The organism is Candidatus Margulisiibacteriota bacterium (genome assembly GCA_003242895.1).
Lineage (GTDB): Bacteria > Margulisbacteria > Riflemargulisbacteria > GWF2-39-127 > GWF2-39-127 > GWF2-39-127.
Genome location: QKMY01000024.1, coordinates 102,446 through 122,015, shown reverse-complemented (window position 1 = coordinate 122,015; position 19,570 = coordinate 102,446). Strand labels below are relative to the sequence as shown.

Genomic DNA, 19,570 nt, shown 5'->3' with positions numbered 1-19,570 from the left:
GAAAGCCCTCACTATGTAGTAAAAGTAATTATAAAATAATTCGCCCGGAAACAAATTTATATTACTATCTAGCAACTTTTTATTACCAATATTATAGCGCTTCTTTATAGTATATAAAATTTATTGTTTTTATGTCAAATTTGTATTATCCAGCAAATTCAAAGATTACTTCTCCATTTGCCTCAAAATATCAAGAACATGCTGAACTCTATGCTCCCAGGTATGCTTAGCAATAACCTTTTCATGGAGCTTCTTAGCAAATACGGAACGAAGTCCATCGTTATTTAAAAAATGGGTAACCTTTTCAAGTAGATCATTACGATCCTTATAGCAAACAATCTCGTCTTCATCAAAAAGCTCCACCACGCTATCCCGATAATCGGATAATACAAACCCTTTCGAGGCCCCGACATCAAAAATACGTTGGTTAATTGCCATTAATAAATGCGGAGAGGTTATATTTAAATTTATTTTGCTCTGATTATAAAGATGATTAAGGACAATATTATAGGAAATTGCCGGATTAACCAAAATATTTTTATTAGCCAGCTTCGTCCAACTGCTAGTACCAAAAACATGCGTTAGATATTTTGAAGCTACCCCATATATGACCTGCTTCCTTATCATAGTGTTCAATTTGGCATCGAGCAAATAAAACAATTTAAGAAACGATTCATCATGAATATCCATTGAATTTACATGCCGCTGATGGATATATTCATTTTCAAGAAGCTCATAAATATTAGCCCCTCCCTGACGCATATAGGATATGATAAGCTTGTCATAAAGATCCCGGTCTTGAATAATCAGCTTATCGATTTGCGTGTTCAGCGTGTCCTCCTCGGCGATTGATCCTACAAAACTTATTTTAAATAGATTTTCCACCTTATCAAAAGGGAAAAAACGGTGAGGATTGGTAGCCAGAGGCAAATAATAAACGTTGCGATATCCTTGCTCTTCTAATTTTTGTTTTAATATTTTATCCCATATGAAAACTGCCTTTAAGCTATTAAAAGAATATTTACTTTTATCTAATAGTGCGATCGGAAAATCAAAAAAGAACATTATATATGGAATTTTTTGCTCATCAAGAAAATGAAGAGGCTTTCCTTTTTGATATATCAGCCCGCTTATTCCGAGCATAAAAACATAATCAGGCATAAAGTCTTTAATAAATTTCATTGCAATGTCGTTATCAAATGTATGATTAGGCTCAATTAAGGGAAAATAAACAGCAATATGTCCCAGCCTCTCGAGTGATATCTTGATATCGTCAATAATATAAGGAAGTACGATTCCACTTGTCGGACAGATAATAATTTTTAATTGTCTCATAATAGTATTTTATCACCGAACGTTTATGACTTATAATTTACTTATAATTTTCTCGATTTCCACTACCCGGTGGGCCCATGTATGACATGAGAGAACTTTTTGGTATAATTTTTCTGCAATTATATCCCGCGACATATCATGTTTCAGATAATAAGTTGCTTTATCAAACAAATCTTTCTTATCATGATAAACTACAAATTCTCCTTCATCGAAATATTCGAATAGTCCTTCTCTATAGTCACTCAAGACAAAGTTCCTGGTTGCCCCGATATCAAACATACGTTGATTTATAGTTGTTACCAGTTGAGGTGCTGTAATATTTAGATTTATTTTGCTCTGACTATAAACAATAGGCAGGGTATCATAGGTTACACTGGGTTTTAATTTCAGCTTATCATTATTAATATTTTCCCAAATCTTATTGCCAAAAACTGTTACATGAAAATGAGAAGACATGCGGTGTATGATCTGCTTTCGGAGCAAGGTGTTTAACTTTGACTCGGCAATATAATAAATATCTCTATAATTCGGATAATCCGATATTTTCGATATATGAAATTCCTCACAAAGGTACCCGGCGACAATCTCGTAAAGATTAGGATATTGTTCCTTGAGGTACGTTTTGATCGCCCAGTCACAACAGGCTTGATCCTGAAAAGATAACTCGCGCAGTCGCGAGTTCAAGACTTTTTCATTTTCAACAAATCCAACGAAGCTTAGATCCATCATTTTATTAAGCTGACGAGGTATGAATCGTTCGGGATTGGTGGCAAGAGGCATATAGTAAACATTTTCGAATCCAGCTTTTTTAAAGAGGCTGACATAATACTTATCCCAGATAATAATAGCCTTCAAATACTGGTACGAGTGTGAGTTATCGCAAAGAAAAATATACGGAAAATCAAAGTTAAGAGAAATATAAGGAATCTGCTGCTCTTCAAAAAAATAAGTTCCTGTCTCCGGAAAAGAAATGAACCCATTTGTTCCAATCATGAATACATAATCCGGTTTGAAGCTTTCGCAAAAGTCTATAGCAATTTGATAATCAAAACAATGACCAGGCATTAAAAGAGGGAAATAAGCAGTAATGTGCCCAGATTTCTCCAGTGCATTTTTTATATCGTCCAGTATGCTGGGGAGTACACCGCCAAGTGTTGGGAAGAAAACTAATTTTAATGGCCTCATAGTATTATGATATCATAACTCTTTTTTAGTGAGCTTTTGTTTGACGGCCTCGAACATGGTAACAGCACCTGCCGCAGAAACATTTAACGAGGTTATTTTGCCCAGCATTGGTATCTTCACCAAAAAATCACAATTTTTCTTTATATTATGAGATACACCTTTCCCTTCACTACCTAGAATAAGAGCAATAGGTCCGGTTAAATCTGCTTCAAAATATATCTTATCGGAATCACCCTCTACACCAACAATCCATAAACCGGATTGCTTTAGTTTTTCGATTATCTGGCTCAGACTGTTTGAACGATGAATCTTCATATGTTCCGCAGCTCCAGCACTGGTTTTGGCAACCACCGCAGTCACCGTAGTGGCACGATGCTTCGGGATAACAATCCCATGGATTCCGGCAGCTTCTGCAGTTCGAATAAGCGCTCCGAAATTATGAGGGTCCTCAATTCCATCCAGTATAAGGATAAATGCTGGCTGTGTTCTTTTTTTTGCTTCCTTCAAAATATCTTCAAGTTCATAATAATTATAGGGACTTCTATAAGCAACAATACCTTGATGAACTTGATCTCCGGCAAGCAGATTAAGTGATCTGGACGGGACCCAGGTATAAGGAATTTTTTTTTCCTTTAGCAAATCGAGAATTTTATCTATGCGTGCATCTCGATGAAGCGTATTGGATAATTCAACTTTATTGATAGTAACTCCACTCTCAAGGGCTTCAACAAGAGGATTCTTGCCAAATATTATGTCATCCCGAATTATGTTTTCATGCATAAAAGATCGCTTTCTTTTCCGTTATTGAGAGTTATAAATATTTGTTCTAATACTGAAAAACCGTCCAAAAGCTCTTGTTCTCCAATTATCAACGGAGGAGCAATTCGGATGATATTACCGCCGATACAGTTAATCAAAAGTCCTTTCGATAAAGCGTTTATAACAATCCCAGCACAATCAATTGATGAATCGAGTTCAATTCCCCACATCAAGCCAATGCCTCGAATATCCTTAATGAAAGGAAATTTTTGTTTATATTCCCGGGTAGCGGCACAAATAACAGACTCCATTTTGATTACGTTCCCAACGATATCCTCTTCTTCGATGATTGAAATGACTGCTGATGCAGAGCCACAAGCAAGCGGATTCCCGCCAAAGGTCGAAGCATGATCCCCCGGTTGAAAACAATTGGCAACCGGATCTTTTGCAATGATTGCACCAATAGGATAGCCGCCACCAAGTCCTTTTGCCAAGCATATGACATCGGGTTTAATCCCATAATGCTCATGAGCAAAAAAGGTACCGGTTCTTCCAATTCCTGTCTGAATTTCGTCTAAAATTAAAAGTATTTGTTTCTCTTCACAGAGCTGAGCCAAAGACAGCCAAAACTCTTTAGTCGCCACATTGATCCCGCCCTCACCTTGGACAGGCTCGATCAGAATCGCACACGTTTTCTCAGATACTAAGTCTCTGATAGAAGCTATATTACCAAATTCCGCGTAAAAGAATCCTGCAGGTAACGGCTCCAAATCTTTCTGATACTTTTCCTGCCCGGTCGCAGTAATAGCAGCCAGAGTTCTTCCATGAAAAGATTTTTTCATAGTAATAATCTCGTAGCTATTTTGGCCTAGGGTTTTCTTCCCGTATTTTCTTGCCAGCTTTATTGCGCCTTCAATCGCCTCAGCGCCGCTGTTACAGAAGAAAGCTTTGCCTCGGCCAAACTTATCACACAATGTTTTAGCAAGGATACCTTGCTCTTTTATTATAAAAAGGTTTGAAACATGTATAAGTTTATGAATCTGGGCTTCTATTTGAGAGACAAGCTTCGGATGCCCATATCCAAGACTATTTACAGCCACCCCAGCAATAAAATCCAAGTACTTGTTTCCATCGTAGTCATAAAGAAAGCACCCATGTCCTCTCTCAAAAACTATTTTCTGAGGATTATAAGTAGGCATAATATATTCTTTATATTGGCTAACATAATCTTGCTGAGACATAATAACTCCTTTTTAGAATAGCTGATTGTCTTTCATAAATCATCAAGATAATTTCAGTTAAAAATCGTTAATAATTAACGCCAATTATATCACTTCTACTTCTGATGAAATAGCGCCATTTTATAATTTTTTAAATATAAGGATATACGACAAGGCTGCTCTGATCACGGAGCAATTAAGCTCGAGGATGAGCTTGCAGATAAACTTTTCTTAATTTATCTTTCGTCACATGGGTGTATATCTGGGTAGTGGAAAGGCTGCTGTGCCCCAGCAGTTCCTGTACCGCACGAAGATCGGCACCGCCATCGAGCAACTCCGTAGCAAAAGTATGTCTGAGTGTATGGGGAGTGATAAGTTTGGATATTCCGCATTTTAAAGCGATATCTTTAATAATTCGCTGAACACTTCGTTGAGTAAGGTTAGTCCCTTTATAGCTCAAAAAAAGTGTGGCATTTCTATGATTTAATTTGGGAACTAGTTCTGGCCTAACGTGGTTAATATAGTCCATGACAATCTTTTTGGCTTTTTTGCCAATGATAACAATCCGCTCTTTGCTTCCCTTGCCTGTAACCAACACTTCATTTTTATGAAAATCTATATCTCCGATTTTAAGAGTAAAAAGTTCAGAAACCCTTATTCCCGTGGCAAAAAGCAGCTCAACGATTGCCTGATCACGCAGTCCAAGCTTATAAGTAGAAAAATCATAGGACAGCATTTTCTCTAGCTCTTCCGGAAGCAAATGAGACGGCAGCTTGTGGAGAAACTTCGCTAAAGAAATTTTTTTCCATGGATTGCTTTTCTGATGGCCGGAATACTGAAGGAACTTCCAGAAAGACCGAAGTGTGGATATCTTTCGATTAATTGAGCGGTGATTATTTCCGTATTTTTGTTCTAAAAATATAATGAATTTCCTACCGGTAATATTATCCATGTCAGAAACCCAGGAAATATCGTTAATCGATAAAAATTCTTTAAACTGTGCCAAGTCTCGTCTATACGCCTCAGCTGTATGCGGAGAGAAATTTTTTTGAAAAGTTAAATGAACAATAAAATTATTGATCAAAAACTCAATATCCATTGTTATGCCAAATTATATTGCGCTCTTTTTTCATCAGTAAGTGTTACATATTTATTATTTTCAAAAACCCATTCATCTTTTTCTTTTTCACGGATATCTATATGTACAAACTGCTCTTTAGGATAAAATCCTACTCCAGTTAGCTCAGGAAGAGTTCTCACGAATTTAAACACCGTATCCAATTGCACACCTTCAACTCGAAAATCTGCGGCCTTCCCAAGGGCGTGATAACTTTTATTAACATTCAGCGGGTCAAGGGCTTCAGGACATTTAAAACCGTAAATGACAAAAACCCTCTTTCTAAAATGTGCGGATACAAGCTCTAATGCACCAACAATCCCAAGGCTTATCTTAAACTTACCATTACAATGCCCGCATTTGCACGCAAAGTCTTTTTTATTAAAATGATCACTCAAATTGCCCATAGCTTCTCCTTATTCAATCTTCATCACTAAGGCGCCTTACGTTTTACCAAAGGCTTAGTTGCCATAGTTGCTATATTGTACCTTAAATAAACCGGTTGGTACAATGTCTGTTTTAGTTATTACGTATCAATATTGAAATTTGATGAAGAAAGACGAAAAGAATCTTCCTTCTCGTAATCGACTCTACCTGTTTGGATCATCTGCGAGATTCTTTCTTCAAGCTTAAAATAATCTTGGATAACAGTATTGGAAGCCAAGTCAGAGCTGTTATTTCCGTTAATATAATGATGTACGGCAGAATCTTCAACAATTTTAAGCTCAATCGGGATCTTTTGCTTATGACTTGGACAATAGTATAGCCCCACCCGTATTTGATAAGCCGGTTCATTCTTCGATACATTAAATTTTTGTTTTAGCAAATTATGAGGTTTAATTGAGACAATGAGATGATGCCGCCCGAACTTATCTCCCACCAGATGTGTCATATCTTGATCGGATGGAGCTGGAGCACCATTCGGATGGGAATGATACATCCCCATAATTTGCAATTTCGCATCCTTAAAGAATTTTTGAGCGAAATAGATATCATCCTCCGTGATAGAGAAAGTATCTTTTGCCTTCAGCCCGGTATATTTGTTCGCCAGGGGGAAAATGCCAAGAATAACATTATCTAATCCACCGAAAAAACCACCGGTTTCGCTTGGATAATTTTCTACAACCTGCTGATTCATTAATTTAAACTGTCGCTTGATTAAAATAAGTTGTTGTGTTTCCATCTGCGTACTTACATTATACCGTAGATTGCGATGTTTTAGAAATATTTTTAATATACCAAGAAAATATTAAAGCCTCCGGTTGGAGGCTTTAATATAGTAATGCCACTCAGCTATTAAGCTTCAATATATCGTTTAAACGTTACTGCGATGATAATTCCTACAAGTGGATAAGCAACAAATCCGGTAGTTAGCTCAAGCTTAATAAAGTCGACAACTTGCGGGTTGTGCAAAAAAGAGCTAATCACATTAGGCAATGTCTGTATCATCCAGATAATAATACCAAAAAACAATCCCTTGGTTACCGGATTGTTTCCCTCCAACCCTTTATGGATAGCATTATAAATGAGCACAAGAATTAACCCTACCATAAAATTGTAAAACAAAACGCTAACCATCCAATCCTTCGCATTTAAAGCAATATTACTCATGAATACGGCAAGGCTGGAACTCTCAGTTATCGCGCCTATCAAAGCAAGAAAAAACCCAGCCGGAATACCCGCTATTATAATTCTTTTTAACATTTGCATTCTGCCCTTTACCATCAAATCTTACCTCCTATTATAATATTTTGTTACCATAATAGCATAATTAAAAAATCAAAAGCAAGAAACCCACATAAAATATATATTTTATAATATAAACCTATTTAAATTAATGTGCCCCAAAAAAAATCACCTCTGCCCAGTTACTTTTTAAATTTGTATTATAAATCAAAAAAAGCATTAAACTCCAATTTATAGTGCAAATTTACATATCCGTGATTCGACCATTAACTAGAAAAAGGAATTTAAGAAAACTAGAACAAAAAAAACAGACTTACATAAGCAAAAAAGATATTCTTGTCCAACAAAGAAAAAAACTATATTATGATAGACCTATGAAGTTTGAGATAATCAAAAAGTCAAAACATTCAAATGCACGCATCGGAAAACTGGAAACAGCGCACGGGATTATCAACACGCCGGTGTTCATGCCTGTGGGCACTCAGGCAACCGTCAAAACTCTGACACCTGAAATGCTGCATAATACACAGGCTCAAATTATTCTTTCAAACACATATCATCTTTATTTAAGACCAGGCGTGGACATTATCAAAGCTGCCGGAGGTCTTCACCGGTTTATGAATTGGAAAAAGCCCATACTGACCGATAGCGGCGGCTTTCAAATATTCAGTCTTGAGGGACTGCGCAATATTAATGACAATGGAGTTATTTTTTCATCTCACCATGATGGTTCAAAGCATCTACTGACTCCAGAAAGTGTTCTGCAATTGCAATTAGATTTCGGATCAGATATCATCATGCAGCTTGACGAATGTGTCCCAGCAAATGCTGAATATGACAAAACACTTGAAGCCTTAAAACGAACAACAAATTGGGCTAGACGTACGAAAAAATATTTTTTAGAGTCCGGTCGACAGAATCAAGAGGTCTTTGCTATAATACAGGGGGGAATGTTCTCGGATTTACGCAAAAAATCTGCCGAGGAACTTGGCGAATTAGATTTTTTTGGTTATGCTATTGGCGGATTGAGCGTTGGAGAAGAAAAACCATTAATGTATGATTTAATGGCGAGTACTTCATTAATACTCCCGGAGCAAAAACCGAAGTACCTCATGGGCGTAGGTGGGCCGGAAGATATTGCATGGGGTATCCAATGCGGGATTGATATGTTCGACTGCGTTCTGCCAACAAGGCTTGCGAGACACGGAACGTTACTGACAAATAATGGGAAAATAAATATAAAAAAACAGCTTTATGCGAAAGATTTCACACCAATAGACGAATGTTGTGATTGTTATACTTGCCAGAACTATACAAAGGGATATTTAAGACATTTGTTCAGAGCAAAAGAAATACTTGGGTTAACATTAATGACGATTCATAACATAAGATTTTTGGTTAAATTAACGGAAGAAATTAAAAGAAACATAGAACTGGAATAAAGGAGTTTAGATAAATGAAAAATATAATAAAATGGAAGATGCTCATTATATTACTTCTTGCAGCAGCTTCAATCTTTATTTTATACACTAAACCCCTAAATTTAGGGTTAGATCTGCAAGGCGGAATGTACCTGGTCCTTGAGGCCCAAGAAACTCCAGAGGTTAAAGTAGACGCTGACTCGGTAAAAGGAATAGAAGGCGTTATTAGGAATCGAATTGATTCACTGGGCGTCGCCGAACCGATTATCCAAATGAAAGGCAAAAAACAAGTAATAGTTGAATTGCCAGGAATAAAAGATCCAGCAAGAGCAATTAAGCTTATTGGAGACACTGCATTATTAGAATTCGTAGAAGCGGAATACGCACCAGGGGACACCAGTATACTGACCCCTGAAAAAATCAAAAAATTAGCTGGCGAAGATGCACGGTTAGCAACCTTTTCTGTGTATGACAATAAAGGGAATATAGTTGATGAAAAGCCGATAATTTTAAAAAACACAGTATTGACTGGCGCAGACCTTAAGACATCCCGACCGGAAACTGACAGCTATGGACGTCCGGTTGTCGGCATAGAATTTACACAAAAAGGCGCAAAAAAATTCAGAGACGTTACTGCAAAAAACATTGGGAAACCGATAGCTATTGTGCTAGATAATAGAATTATTTCGGCTCCTGTCGTTAACGAAGCGATCCCCGCAGGTAAAGCTGTCATAACCGGAAGTTTTACTCCACAAGAAGTTGGAGATCTCGTTATCAAACTTAAAGCCGGAGCTCTTCCGATTCCGGTTGAAATTGTTGAAAACAAGATTATTGGTCCGACACTAGGAAAAGATTCCATAAATAAAAGCTGGACAGCAGGTATTTATGGTTTTATCGCAGTAGCAATTTTCATGATACTCTATTATAGACTTCCAGGACTTATGGCAGTCATTGCACTCTCCTTGTATGTAATTTTCAATTTGGCAGCACTTTCTATTTTTAATGCGACCTTAACCCTGACGGGTCTTGCAGGTATTATTTTATCGATGGGGATGGCAGTTGACGCGAACGTGTTAATATTTGAGCGGCTCAAAGAAGAACTTCGCTCAGGAAAAACTGCACGAGCGGCCCTGGATGCCGGATTTAAGAGGGCATTTACTGCAATATTTGACACGAATACGACAACGGTAATTTCAGGATGCGTCCTGTTTTTTCTTGGGACTGGAACAATACGAGGGTTTGCGGTAACCTTAACTCTCGGTGTCATCGTCAGTTTCTTTACTGCCATATTTGTTACTCGAACATTTATGGAAGCTATCGTCAAGATCAGACCTATCAAAAGTGATATTTTAGTAAAAAGTTAAGGGGGGAACCTACCTTGGAAAAAAAAGCATTTGATTTTATAGGAAAAAAGAATTTATGGTTTATACTATCAATATCAATCATAGTAATAGCCTTTTCGGTTATTGGATTTAGATATATCGCCTACAAACAATTCTTTACCCTAGGGATTGACTTCACGGGCGGGTCATCGATTGTGCTACGCTTCGATGCCCTGGACAAAATAAGTCAAATAACAAATCCCGACAAAAAAAACCAGGAAAAAGATAAATTCTTAAATAATGTACGAAGTATTTTAGGCGAATTCCAGTTAGAACAAAGCAGTGTTCAATATTCAGAAGGCAAAGACATGCGATCTGAAGATTTGATGATAAAGACCAAACCATTGGATAACGAAGTCCGGCAAGGCCTGTTGAATACCTTAGAAACAAAACTCGGACGAATGGAACTATTAGAATCAGATATCATTGGCCCGTCAATCGGGGCAGAACTAGCGTCCACTTCAGTTAAGATCATATTTATCGCAGTTGTCCTCTTATTAATTTATATTACATTCCGATTCGATTTCCCCTATGCTATCGCAGCAATCGTTGCGCTATTACACGATACCCTGTTAACAATAGGTCTCGCAGGAATGTTTAAATTCGAAATTGATACAGCATTTGTCGCGGCGATACTTACTATCTTAGGTTATTCGATTCACGATACTATCGTTATATTTGATAGGATCAGGGAAAATGTACCTCTACTAAAAAGCAAAGAAACGTTTTTTAATATAGTTAATATCAGCATCAGCCAAACATTAGCAAGATCAATTAACACAGTATTAACTGTCGAGTTAACATTGCTATCATTGCTGGTATTTGGTGGAGAGACTATTAAGACTTTTTCCTTAGTACTTTTGCTCGGAGTCTTTTTTGGGGCGTATTCATCAATTTTCATTGCAGGACCGATACTGGTTATGATCAAAAAATGGCAAGAAGTTGAGTAGCGGACATCTTTTTTTTTATTGCTTATCTATAAATTTTAAACTAATAGTTTCATACTTTTTATAATATGACAGAAGAAATTAAAAAAAAACATAAATTTAAAAAGATTTCTCCTTCAATAATTGATAATGTTCCCCGTCAAAAGATTTCAGATGTACGTTACGATATCATAGGAATCGTTTTTCTATGTCTAGGAATATTCTTATTCATCAGCAATATTTATCCTGATGCTACTGGAATTATCGGTGGCACTATTGTCTCGGCACTATTGCATTCCATTATAGGAAAAGGAGTGTTTATTCTTCCGATATATATATCCCTGGTTGGCATCTTTATGCTTTTCGGATATGTTTATATTCATTTCGGGTTACGTCTCATAGGTGTTATTGTTGGTTTTTTTTCAATTATATCTTTATTAGAATTATTCAAAAGCGGCATAATATCAAGGTTCACATGGCCACCTTCATTTAATGGTGGGGGCATAATCGGATATCTCATAAGCTATTTACTCCAGTTAATAGTAGGGATTAAGGGCGCATATATTGTTATCATTGCCTCAGTGCTATGCTCTCTTCTATTAATTTTTAACATTAAAGTTAAAGATATCCTCATTGTCTCATTAATCCTTTCAAAAAAAATACTTTTAATAATCAAAAAGATAATTATTATTCTTTTTAAAAAACAGGCACCGGTAATTGCAAAAGAAAAGCCACAGAAGAAATTTGAGAAACACTTTGCTGTCGAGGCTTTTGTTAAAGGGGAACCGTCTATCGAAGAAACAGAAAAAATAATCGATAAAGAAAAACAGAAAGAGGATATCAGGAAAAAATTATTCCCTGAAGTTAATCCGGTCGAAAAAGATAAAAAAGAAAGCCTAAAAAAGGAAGAAAAAAAACAGGAAAGCCCTCCACCGATTTTATCTAAAAGCCTTGATACAATTGATGACAGCATTAGCTATCAGATCCCGTCAATCAACCTCTTAAACGATTACAAAACTGCTTCGTTTAAAAAGCAAAACATCCAAGAAGAAATAATTAAAACAACGCAAAAACTGGAGGATACCCTAGCCAGCTTTAAAATCGAAGCGAAGGTTGTGTCCATCAGCCAGGGACCGGCAGTCACCCGCTATGAAGTACAACCCGGCGCTGGAATTAAAGTTAGCAAAATAGTTAATCTCTCGGATGATTTGGCGCTCAGTCTAGCGGCCACGGGAATAAGGATAGAAGCGCCGATTCCAGGGAAATCAGTAGTCGGAATTGAAGTGCCGAATAAAACTGTAGAAATGGTAAACATGCTATCTCTTGCAAAAACAGATAAGTTTGCTGACCTGTCAGACAAGCTACTCGTTGCAGTTGGTCTCGATATCGAAGGTGCCCCACTCTTCATGAACCTGGCAGAAATGCCTCACCTCCTTGTTGCGGGAGCAACAGGTTCTGGTAAAAGTGTTTGTGTAAACTCTTTAATTATTAGTATTTTACTTAGAGCTGCACCTACTGAGGTTAGATTCTTAATGATCGATCCAAAGCAAGTTGAGTTGAGCAATTACAATGGCATACCCCATCTATTAGCGCCTGTCGTTACCGATCCATCTAAAGCAGCGGCTACTTTAAAATGGGCTGTGCTTGAAATGAACAAAAGATATGAAGAATTTGCTAAAATCGGAGCACGAAATCTGGAAGCTTTCAATATAAAAGTAGAGGAGATGGGAAAAGAATACACTGAAGAAGTCGATAAAATATTTATTCCTCAAAAAAAACCATATATTGTTGTAATAATCGATGAACTAGCTGATCTCATGATGGTAGCCTCATCAGATGTTGAAACAATGATAGCCAGATTAGCACAGATGGCCAGAGCAACAGGGATACATCTGGTGGTCGCTACGCAACGACCATCAGTTGACGTTATTACTGGCCTTATCAAAGCGAATATTCCTTCTCGGATATCATTTGCCGTCTCATCCCAGATTGATTCAAGAACTATTCTTGACGTAATGGGTGCAGAAAAATTGTTAGGCAAGGGAGACATGCTCTATAAACCTGTCGGCGCAATGAAACCCAAAAGGGTACAAGGAGTATATATTTCGGATAAAGAAATCAATAAAATAGTGAGTCATGCCAAATTAAATGGAGTTCCTCAATATGTTGACGAAGTTGTTAACATTAAAGCAGACGATTTTGAGATGGATACTTCCAGCAAGGAAGAAGACGGCCAGGATGAACTTTTCAATGAAGCAAAACAGCTAATACAATCTACTGGTGTAGCCTCGACATCTTTTCTCCAGAGAAAAATGAAAATAGGTTATAATAGAGCCGCCAGAATTATTGATGAATTAGAGAAAAGAGGTATAATTTCTACTTACGAAGGTGACGCGAAATCGAGACAAGTACTAAAATTTGACTAGAGGCATACAAATAAAAGGAGAATTATCGGATGAAAGACAAGATAAATATCGGCATATTAGGCTACGGAAATATCGGAATGGGCGCAGCAAAAATACTCATTGAGAATAAAGAGATTATTACCAATCGCACGGGCAAACAACTTATTTTAAAGAAAATAGCGGACCTTGATATTGACCGTAAAAGAGCCTATCAGGTTGATCGATCATTATTGACCAGTAATATCAAAGATATTATTAATGACAAGGACATCGATATTGTTGTCGAAGTAATCGGCGGTTCAGAACCAGCCAGAACGTTTATTTTGGAATGCATTAGAAATAAAAAACATATTGTCACATCGAACAAAGAAGTTATTGCCAAACATGGAAGAGAGCTTTTTCAGGAAGCGGCAAAATACGGGGTTGATGTATTTTGCGAAGGTGCCGTGGGGGGAGGTATCCCAATTATCCGCTCGCTTAAGATGGGTTTAGCTGCAAATAATATTCAGGAAATCTATGGCATAGTTAATGGGACAACCAATTATATCCTCACTAAAATGGCAGATGAAGGCAGTGATTTTCAAGAAACCCTGAAGGAAGCCCAATCACTAGGCTATGCCGAGGCAGATCCAACCTCTGATATCGAGGGCTATGACAGTTCTTACAAGCTGGTCATCCTCTCTTCTTTTGCCTTCGATGCGATCGTTGACTTTGAAGACCTCTATTTCGAAGGAATCAGCAACATTTCCAGTAAGGACAACCTCTACGCAAAAGAATTCGGTTACGAAATCAAACTTCTTGCAATAGGAAAAAAAGTAGCCAATGGGATAGAAGTTCGCGTACATCCCACAATGATACCTAATTCACATCCCCTGTCACAAATAAAGGGAGTGAACAACGCTATTTACATTAAAGGCGACTTCGTTGGAGAAACAATGTTCTTTGGTCCAGGAGCAGGAGCTGAGGCTACCGGATCAGCAGTTGTCAGCGACATTATTGATATTGCATACGCCATCGACCAACCTCTCAACAAAAGAAATTTACGACCTGATTTTAAAAAAACACATATATGCAAAATTGGAGAAATATCATCCGAATATTATATCCGGATAGAAGTCGAAGATACTCCTGGAGTATTGGCAACAATTGCCGGCATCTTCGGGAATAACCAAGTAAGTATTAAATCAGCGCTGCAAAAAGATATTACGGAAAAAGGCTCTGAATTAGTAATTATCACTCATACGGTAAAAGAACAATCGATACTTAATGCGGTAGCTGCAATAAAGAGTTTAACAAGTGTATACAAATTCAATAGCCTTATCCGAGTTGGAATATGATAACAAACCTGGCAATTGCGTTTCTCTTTGGCTCTGTAATAGGTAGTTTTTTGAATGTACTTATCTTCCGTATTCCTTTGCGGCAATCAATAATATTCCCGCCTTCCCACTGTACTACATGTAACCATAAGTTATCTGTCTTGGATTTATTCCCGTTGTTAAGCTACCTCTTTTTAAAAGGAAAATGTAGATATTGCAAAGAAAAAATCAAATGGCACTATCCTCTCGTAGAACTATTAAGTGGCTTTTCATTTGTATGGGCATTCTACTCACTAGGTCCAAGCTTTTTATTTTTAAAAGTAGTCTTTCTAACGAGTATCTTAATTGTAATAACCTTCATTGACCTTGAATTCATGATTATCCCCGATGAGCTAACCTTAGGGGGATCAGGAATAGGTCTCTTATTCAGTTTATTCGACAAATCTTTATTGCCAAGTGTCCTTGGCGGTCTTGCAGGCGCAGGAATTATATATGCGATTTATCTGCTGGGACAACTTATTTACCAACAGGAAACAATTGGCGGTGGAGATATTAAAATGATGCTCCTGATTGGAATATTTATAGGAATAAAGTCAACACTCTTGGCAATATTTGTAGCTATGATGCTCGGTAGCATTATTGGTGTTGCCTTAATCGCCTTACGCATAAAATCAAGAAAAGATTACATACCTTTTGGGCCATTCCTCGGTGCAGGTTGTCTTATTGTGATCTATTTTTCTAAAGAATTGGTAGCCTTATACCGTGCCCTGGTTATATAAGGCAACAAAGGGATTCTCTACCATAGAATTATTGGTAGTTTTCAGTATCTTGCTATTAATCAGCATTGTTAGCACAAGCTCAATTAGGCTCATTCTCAATTCCACAAAAAAAAATGTGTGTTTCCAAAATATTCTATTTGATCTACAAAACGCTCGTCAGCACGCAAGATTAGCAGGCTTGCCGGTAGAAATCATATTTGGAGGCAGCGAATACTCAGTACAATTTAATAATCATTCTCTACTGCTAAATAAAAAAATCCCCTTCAATGCAATACAAGACAGCATCATAAAATTTGATCCTCATGGAAATATCTATATGCCTGGCACGATCACATTTACGGATAAAGGAAAAAGCATAAAAAAACTAATTATTTCAAAACAAGGAAGAATCAGATATGAATAGAAAAGGTGTCATTCTACTTGAAATTATCATTGCACTAACGTTTTTGCTCTTCTTCACGCAGGAACTTTCCTTTCTCTATAACACTTTTGTTAAAACCGAACGAAACATTGAAAATAAGTACATCGCGCTATACGCTTCTCGAAGAAATCTTTTAGCTGCCTTTGATGGACAATTAATGAATAAAGACCTCGACACTATAGTCATTGCTCCCAACCTCTATAAGATAATAAACAAAAAAACTGGATTATGGATATACCGATATGAAGAATAAAGGTTATACGATTGTCGAGCTTCTTGTTGGATTTTCAGTATTAATTATGATCCTGACTGCCATTAATCAATTTGCAAGTCCATTATTCCGTACCTTTTCAAGAAATATTGCTTTCTACCAAAAAATAGTTCAAATTAATAACATTCAAAGTAATATCGCAAGAGACCTTGAAGATGCAGTAATAGCGTCCAGTAACGGCACAACCTTATCGCTCGGGGAAGGAGAAAATAAAATCGATTATTTTACAGAGGATGGCTTTCTTATAAGAAAAAAGAAAACAAAAACAAAATTGAACTCGCAAGATATGAACATCAAATTCAATGCAAAAATCAACGGAAAGGTTGTTATTCTGAATTATTCATTTACAATAAACCAAAACAAAATTATAGAAATCGAGGATGCCGTTTATGCAGGCAATAAGCAATAAAGGAAGTATCCTATTAGGTATCGTAATTTTTCTATTAATCATCACGACCAGTATTTATATGCTCGCCAAAACGGTTCTTGGTGCAACCTCGCTAGTCCAGATGGAAAAACAAGACATCAAGCTGGAGTTGGGAGGATTATCAGGTATCGCACGCGCAGCCTGGCTGATAAACAATAACAAGGAAGCTCAATATAAAATAAATATCCATAAAAGTTTTCCACTTAATGAAAAAATATCCTTAATAAAAGCTAGCAATTCTTATCAGGAGAATATTGAGAATACGACATTAACTATATGTTTTTCATCTGAAAACCAATGTTTATATGTCTTAGTTTCTTTAGGGAAAGCTAATTCAGGATACGAGATGAAAAGATTATATACCTGCGAGTACGAAAAAAATCCATTTAAGCCAATAAAACTGAGTTACAATTAACCAAAGAATTATAATCTTTAGTTTTTTCCTGGTTACCGCATCTCATACTCATTATATTACCAACAATTTGTTGACGTCAATATAATGGGCATGATAATATATATTACGTCATGAATGTTTCCGAAATACAAATTACAAAAAAACATAAAATCTTATTTGATGCCCAGGGTATTGAGATAGCCCGGCATAAATCTTTAAAAGCCCTTCTGCCAAAAATAACAGATAAAAATACCACCATAAAAATAAAATCTTATTATAAGACAAAAGAAATTATAATTCCTGAAATAAATAATGATGATTTAGCTAACATAATAAGTTGGAAAATAAAAAGCCATTATCCACAATTATCGAAGGATTATTACTATACCTTTCAAACCCAGAAAGGCCAGCACTCTAACCATTTACTTATATTTTTCATAAAAAAGCGTTATCTTGAAAAAGTACAAAAGACCGTACATAACGCGGGAATATTAGCAGGAAACATCTTCATAGACGAAATTCCACTGAAAACCAAGGCCCAGAAAAAAAGCAAAGATTATCTAATCCTTCCTTTCTTTATTTGTATCCTTTTATTTATGACTTACAATAATATCTTAGAAATCAACACCTCAAACGAACAAGTAAAACAATTAGAAAAGAGCAAAAGCCTAAGAATGCAAGAAAACAAAGTCGAACAAGCGAATGAGATAGAATCCGTTGAAACAACTCCAGTTCAAACATTCCAGAGAGAAAGCATTTTGAAAGGCATGCAATCAATCGATGATTTTATTGCAAAAAGAATACCGGAAGGAATGAAACTAGAATCGATAAATTTTGATTGCCTCAAGAATAAAATTACCTTTAGTGCCTGTGCTGAGTCTTATAGCTCTTTAGAAAAAGATATAATCCTAAAGCAAGTTGTACTTCATGGGAATACTTACTTAATCTCAGGAGAATATAATGTCCAGCCGTAAAATCTTATTAATAATGATCTTCATGCTGATATGCGCAAACCTCTATCTTATATTTTGTAATACGAATCTTAACGAAACTATTAATTCGGTTAAACTTGAACAAAAAAAGCTCATACAAAAAAAAGAAAAAAAGCATCAGAAAGTTCACATACCCCTCAAAACAGAAAATTTATTCCCACATGCCGAAGTAAAAGAACTGATAGCCGTATATCCGGTCAAAAAATTTATAGTAACCAGCGAACCAGACCATAATTATAAATTTTCTATAGTTATCCCATTCTCCAACATTTCTCAATTCCTCCGGCAATTTGACAAAGTATTTCAACAGATGACTGCAAAAGGCATTACCATAAAAAAGATTCCGGAATCCGAAGACCTGGCAGAATTAATTTTGATTACAAGGAGTATATGAAATGCAAACCAAAAGAAGAAGCCTGAATAAACTCTGGGGTATATTATTAATAATGTTAATTATAGCTACCGAGGCAAATTGTGAACTCGTATTCAGCTATAGCAACACTACCGCAGAGAAATTCTCTGAAATTGAAGAAAACAGATTATTTATTTACCAGCTGAAGCATCAAGATGCAATTATATTCTCAGAACAGCTAAAAAAAATATTTCCAGAAGAAAAAATTATACAATATACAAGCAACTCCAGTATCGGGATTTACACAACAACTAAAAAATACAAAATGATACAGGCTTTCATAGAAAAACTCGATTGCCCGATAGATCAAATAAAGATTGAAGTAGAAATCATTGAATTAACTAACAATGACATAAATGAGCTTGGGATAAAGTGGAATACAGAAAAAGATGTAGAAATGACCAATAAGAACCTGATCATTGCAGACGAGAGCCAATTCTTAGCAAAAATTAAAATGGCAACCCAATACGGAAAAGCAAGAATCAAAGCGAATCCCACATTAGTTGTTAAAGATAACTGCACAGCCCTGGTTAAAATAGGAGACAAAGTTCCGGTTGCAGTTCCTGACAAAGATAAGGGAAATTACACGATTTCGTATATGGATGCTGGGATTAAACTAAAAATCAACCCTAAAATAGTCTCAGAAAACTATATTGTAACAAGCATTCAGCCAGAGGTCTCATCTATTAAAGGGTGGAAAACCACAGCTGCTGGAGAATATCCGGTTATATCGACCAAAGAAGCCCAAACAGAAGTCAAAGTGAAAAGCGGGCAGATATTTATGATTGCAGGACTTAAAAGCAATGATGAGAAAAAATACAATTTTGAAGTACCCTTTTTAAGTTCTCTTCCAGTAATCGGTAATCTTTTTAAATTTTCTTTAAAAGAAACTGAAGATACCGAAATTATCTTTTGTATTAAGCCTACGATAATTAAGTCATAAATAACATGCAATAATTTATTAATTATAAAATAAGGATATATACTTTCACCTTATACCTTCAAATATTTTATATATTATCATTTTTTTCAGTACTGGTCTTACTTTTATATTCAGTGTATTAAACTTGTCAAAAATAAATTTATATAGTAGTATCAGCTAAACAGTTACTAAAGTATACC

General features: G+C 36.2%; 21 protein-coding genes. 13 read left to right on the top strand and 8 right to left on the bottom strand.

Going from position 1 to position 19,570, the window contains the following annotated elements; genetic code table 11:
- Nucleotides 1–165: 165 nt before the first annotated feature.
- The 8 genes from DKM50_04045 to DKM50_04010 all read right to left on the bottom strand — a co-directional run bounded on the left by DKM50_04045 (nt 166) and on the right by DKM50_04010 (nt 7,341).
- Nucleotides 166–1,335: a hypothetical protein gene (locus DKM50_04045; protein ID PZM82308.1), complete on the bottom strand. Its 1,170-nt coding sequence runs from the start codon at nt 1,333–1,335 to the stop codon at nt 166–168.
- A 30-nt stretch (nt 1,336–1,365) separates the two neighbouring features.
- Nucleotides 1,366–2,520: a hypothetical protein gene (locus DKM50_04040; protein ID PZM82307.1), complete on the bottom strand. Its 1,155-nt coding sequence runs from the start codon at nt 2,518–2,520 to the stop codon at nt 1,366–1,368.
- Between the two features lie 12 nt (nt 2,521–2,532).
- Nucleotides 2,533–3,300, bottom strand: a complete 768-nt coding sequence (locus DKM50_04035) for a 23S rRNA (guanosine(2251)-2'-O)-methyltransferase RlmB (GenBank protein PZM82306.1) — start codon at nt 3,298–3,300, stop codon at nt 2,533–2,535.
- Nucleotides 3,285–4,520, bottom strand: a complete 1,236-nt coding sequence (locus tag DKM50_04030) for an aspartate aminotransferase family protein (GenBank protein PZM82305.1) — start codon at nt 4,518–4,520, stop codon at nt 3,285–3,287. The genes DKM50_04035 and DKM50_04030 overlap by 16 nt, the downstream gene beginning before the upstream one ends.
- 175 nt (nt 4,521–4,695) lie before the next feature.
- Complete coding sequence (locus DKM50_04025) at nt 4,696–5,598, bottom strand: tyrosine recombinase XerC (protein PZM82304.1); 903 nt, start codon at nt 5,596–5,598, stop codon at nt 4,696–4,698.
- A 2-nt stretch (nt 5,599–5,600) separates the two neighbouring features.
- A complete protein-coding gene (locus DKM50_04020; protein ID PZM82303.1) occupies nt 5,601–6,023 on the bottom strand; it encodes a hypothetical protein in 423 nt (140 codons plus the stop codon).
- Between the two features lie 119 nt (nt 6,024–6,142).
- A complete protein-coding gene (locus DKM50_04015) occupies nt 6,143–6,799 on the bottom strand; it encodes a hypothetical protein (GenBank protein PZM82302.1) in 657 nt (218 codons plus the stop codon).
- 113 nt (nt 6,800–6,912) lie between these two features.
- Nucleotides 6,913–7,341: a hypothetical protein gene (locus DKM50_04010; GenBank protein PZM82301.1), complete on the bottom strand. Its 429-nt coding sequence runs from the start codon at nt 7,339–7,341 to the stop codon at nt 6,913–6,915.
- A 335-nt stretch (nt 7,342–7,676) separates the two neighbouring features.
- Here DKM50_04010 and DKM50_04005 point away from each other — a divergent pair, with 335 nt between their 5' ends.
- The 13 genes from DKM50_04005 to DKM50_03945 all read left to right on the top strand — a co-directional run bounded on the left by DKM50_04005 (nt 7,677) and on the right by DKM50_03945 (nt 19,391).
- The gene (locus DKM50_04005) at nt 7,677–8,744 is read left to right on the top strand and encodes a tRNA guanosine(34) transglycosylase Tgt (GenBank protein PZM82300.1); all 1,068 of its coding nucleotides are present in this window, start codon (nt 7,677–7,679) and stop codon (nt 8,742–8,744) included.
- Between the two features lie 14 nt (nt 8,745–8,758).
- Entirely contained in the window at nt 8,759–10,087 is a 1,329-nt protein-coding gene (gene secD, locus DKM50_04000; protein PZM82299.1) for a protein translocase subunit SecD, read from the top strand.
- 14 nt (nt 10,088–10,101) lie between these two features.
- Complete coding sequence (gene secF, locus DKM50_03995; protein ID PZM82298.1) at nt 10,102–11,055, top strand: protein translocase subunit SecF; 954 nt, start codon at nt 10,102–10,104, stop codon at nt 11,053–11,055.
- 65 nt (nt 11,056–11,120) lie between these two features.
- Nucleotides 11,121–13,457, top strand: coding sequence for a cell division protein FtsK (locus DKM50_03990; GenBank protein ID PZM82297.1), 2,337 nt, complete (start codon nt 11,121–11,123; stop codon nt 13,455–13,457).
- A 29-nt stretch (nt 13,458–13,486) separates the two neighbouring features.
- Complete coding sequence (locus DKM50_03985) at nt 13,487–14,773, top strand: homoserine dehydrogenase (GenBank protein ID PZM82296.1); 1,287 nt, start codon at nt 13,487–13,489, stop codon at nt 14,771–14,773.
- The gene (locus DKM50_03980) at nt 14,770–15,531 is read left to right on the top strand and encodes a prepilin peptidase (GenBank protein PZM82295.1); all 762 of its coding nucleotides are present in this window, start codon (nt 14,770–14,772) and stop codon (nt 15,529–15,531) included. Before DKM50_03985 ends, DKM50_03980 begins: the two co-directional genes overlap by 4 nt.
- The gene (locus DKM50_03975; GenBank protein PZM82294.1) at nt 15,515–15,934 is read left to right on the top strand and encodes a hypothetical protein; all 420 of its coding nucleotides are present in this window, start codon (nt 15,515–15,517) and stop codon (nt 15,932–15,934) included. The genes DKM50_03980 and DKM50_03975 overlap by 17 nt, the downstream gene beginning before the upstream one ends.
- Complete coding sequence (locus tag DKM50_03970) at nt 15,927–16,205, top strand: hypothetical protein (GenBank protein ID PZM82293.1); 279 nt, start codon at nt 15,927–15,929, stop codon at nt 16,203–16,205. The genes DKM50_03975 and DKM50_03970 overlap by 8 nt, the downstream gene beginning before the upstream one ends.
- A complete protein-coding gene (locus DKM50_03965; GenBank protein PZM82292.1) occupies nt 16,195–16,632 on the top strand; it encodes a hypothetical protein in 438 nt (145 codons plus the stop codon). Before DKM50_03970 ends, DKM50_03965 begins: the two co-directional genes overlap by 11 nt.
- Nucleotides 16,613–17,065 carry a hypothetical protein gene (locus DKM50_03960; protein PZM82291.1) on the top strand — a complete coding sequence of 151 codons (453 nt, stop codon included), beginning with the start codon at nt 16,613–16,615 and terminating at the stop codon, nt 17,063–17,065. The genes DKM50_03965 and DKM50_03960 overlap by 20 nt, the downstream gene beginning before the upstream one ends.
- 110 nt (nt 17,066–17,175) lie before the next feature.
- Nucleotides 17,176–18,018: a hypothetical protein gene (locus DKM50_03955; protein ID PZM82290.1), complete on the top strand. Its 843-nt coding sequence runs from the start codon at nt 17,176–17,178 to the stop codon at nt 18,016–18,018.
- Nucleotides 18,005–18,430, top strand: a complete 426-nt coding sequence (locus tag DKM50_03950; protein ID PZM82289.1) for a hypothetical protein — start codon at nt 18,005–18,007, stop codon at nt 18,428–18,430. The genes DKM50_03955 and DKM50_03950 overlap by 14 nt, the downstream gene beginning before the upstream one ends.
- A gap of 1 nt (nt 18,431) precedes the next feature.
- On the top strand, nt 18,432–19,391 hold the full coding sequence (locus DKM50_03945; protein ID PZM82288.1) for a hypothetical protein: 960 nt from the start codon (nt 18,432–18,434) through the stop codon (nt 19,389–19,391).
- Nucleotides 19,392–19,570: the final 179 nt, after the last annotated feature.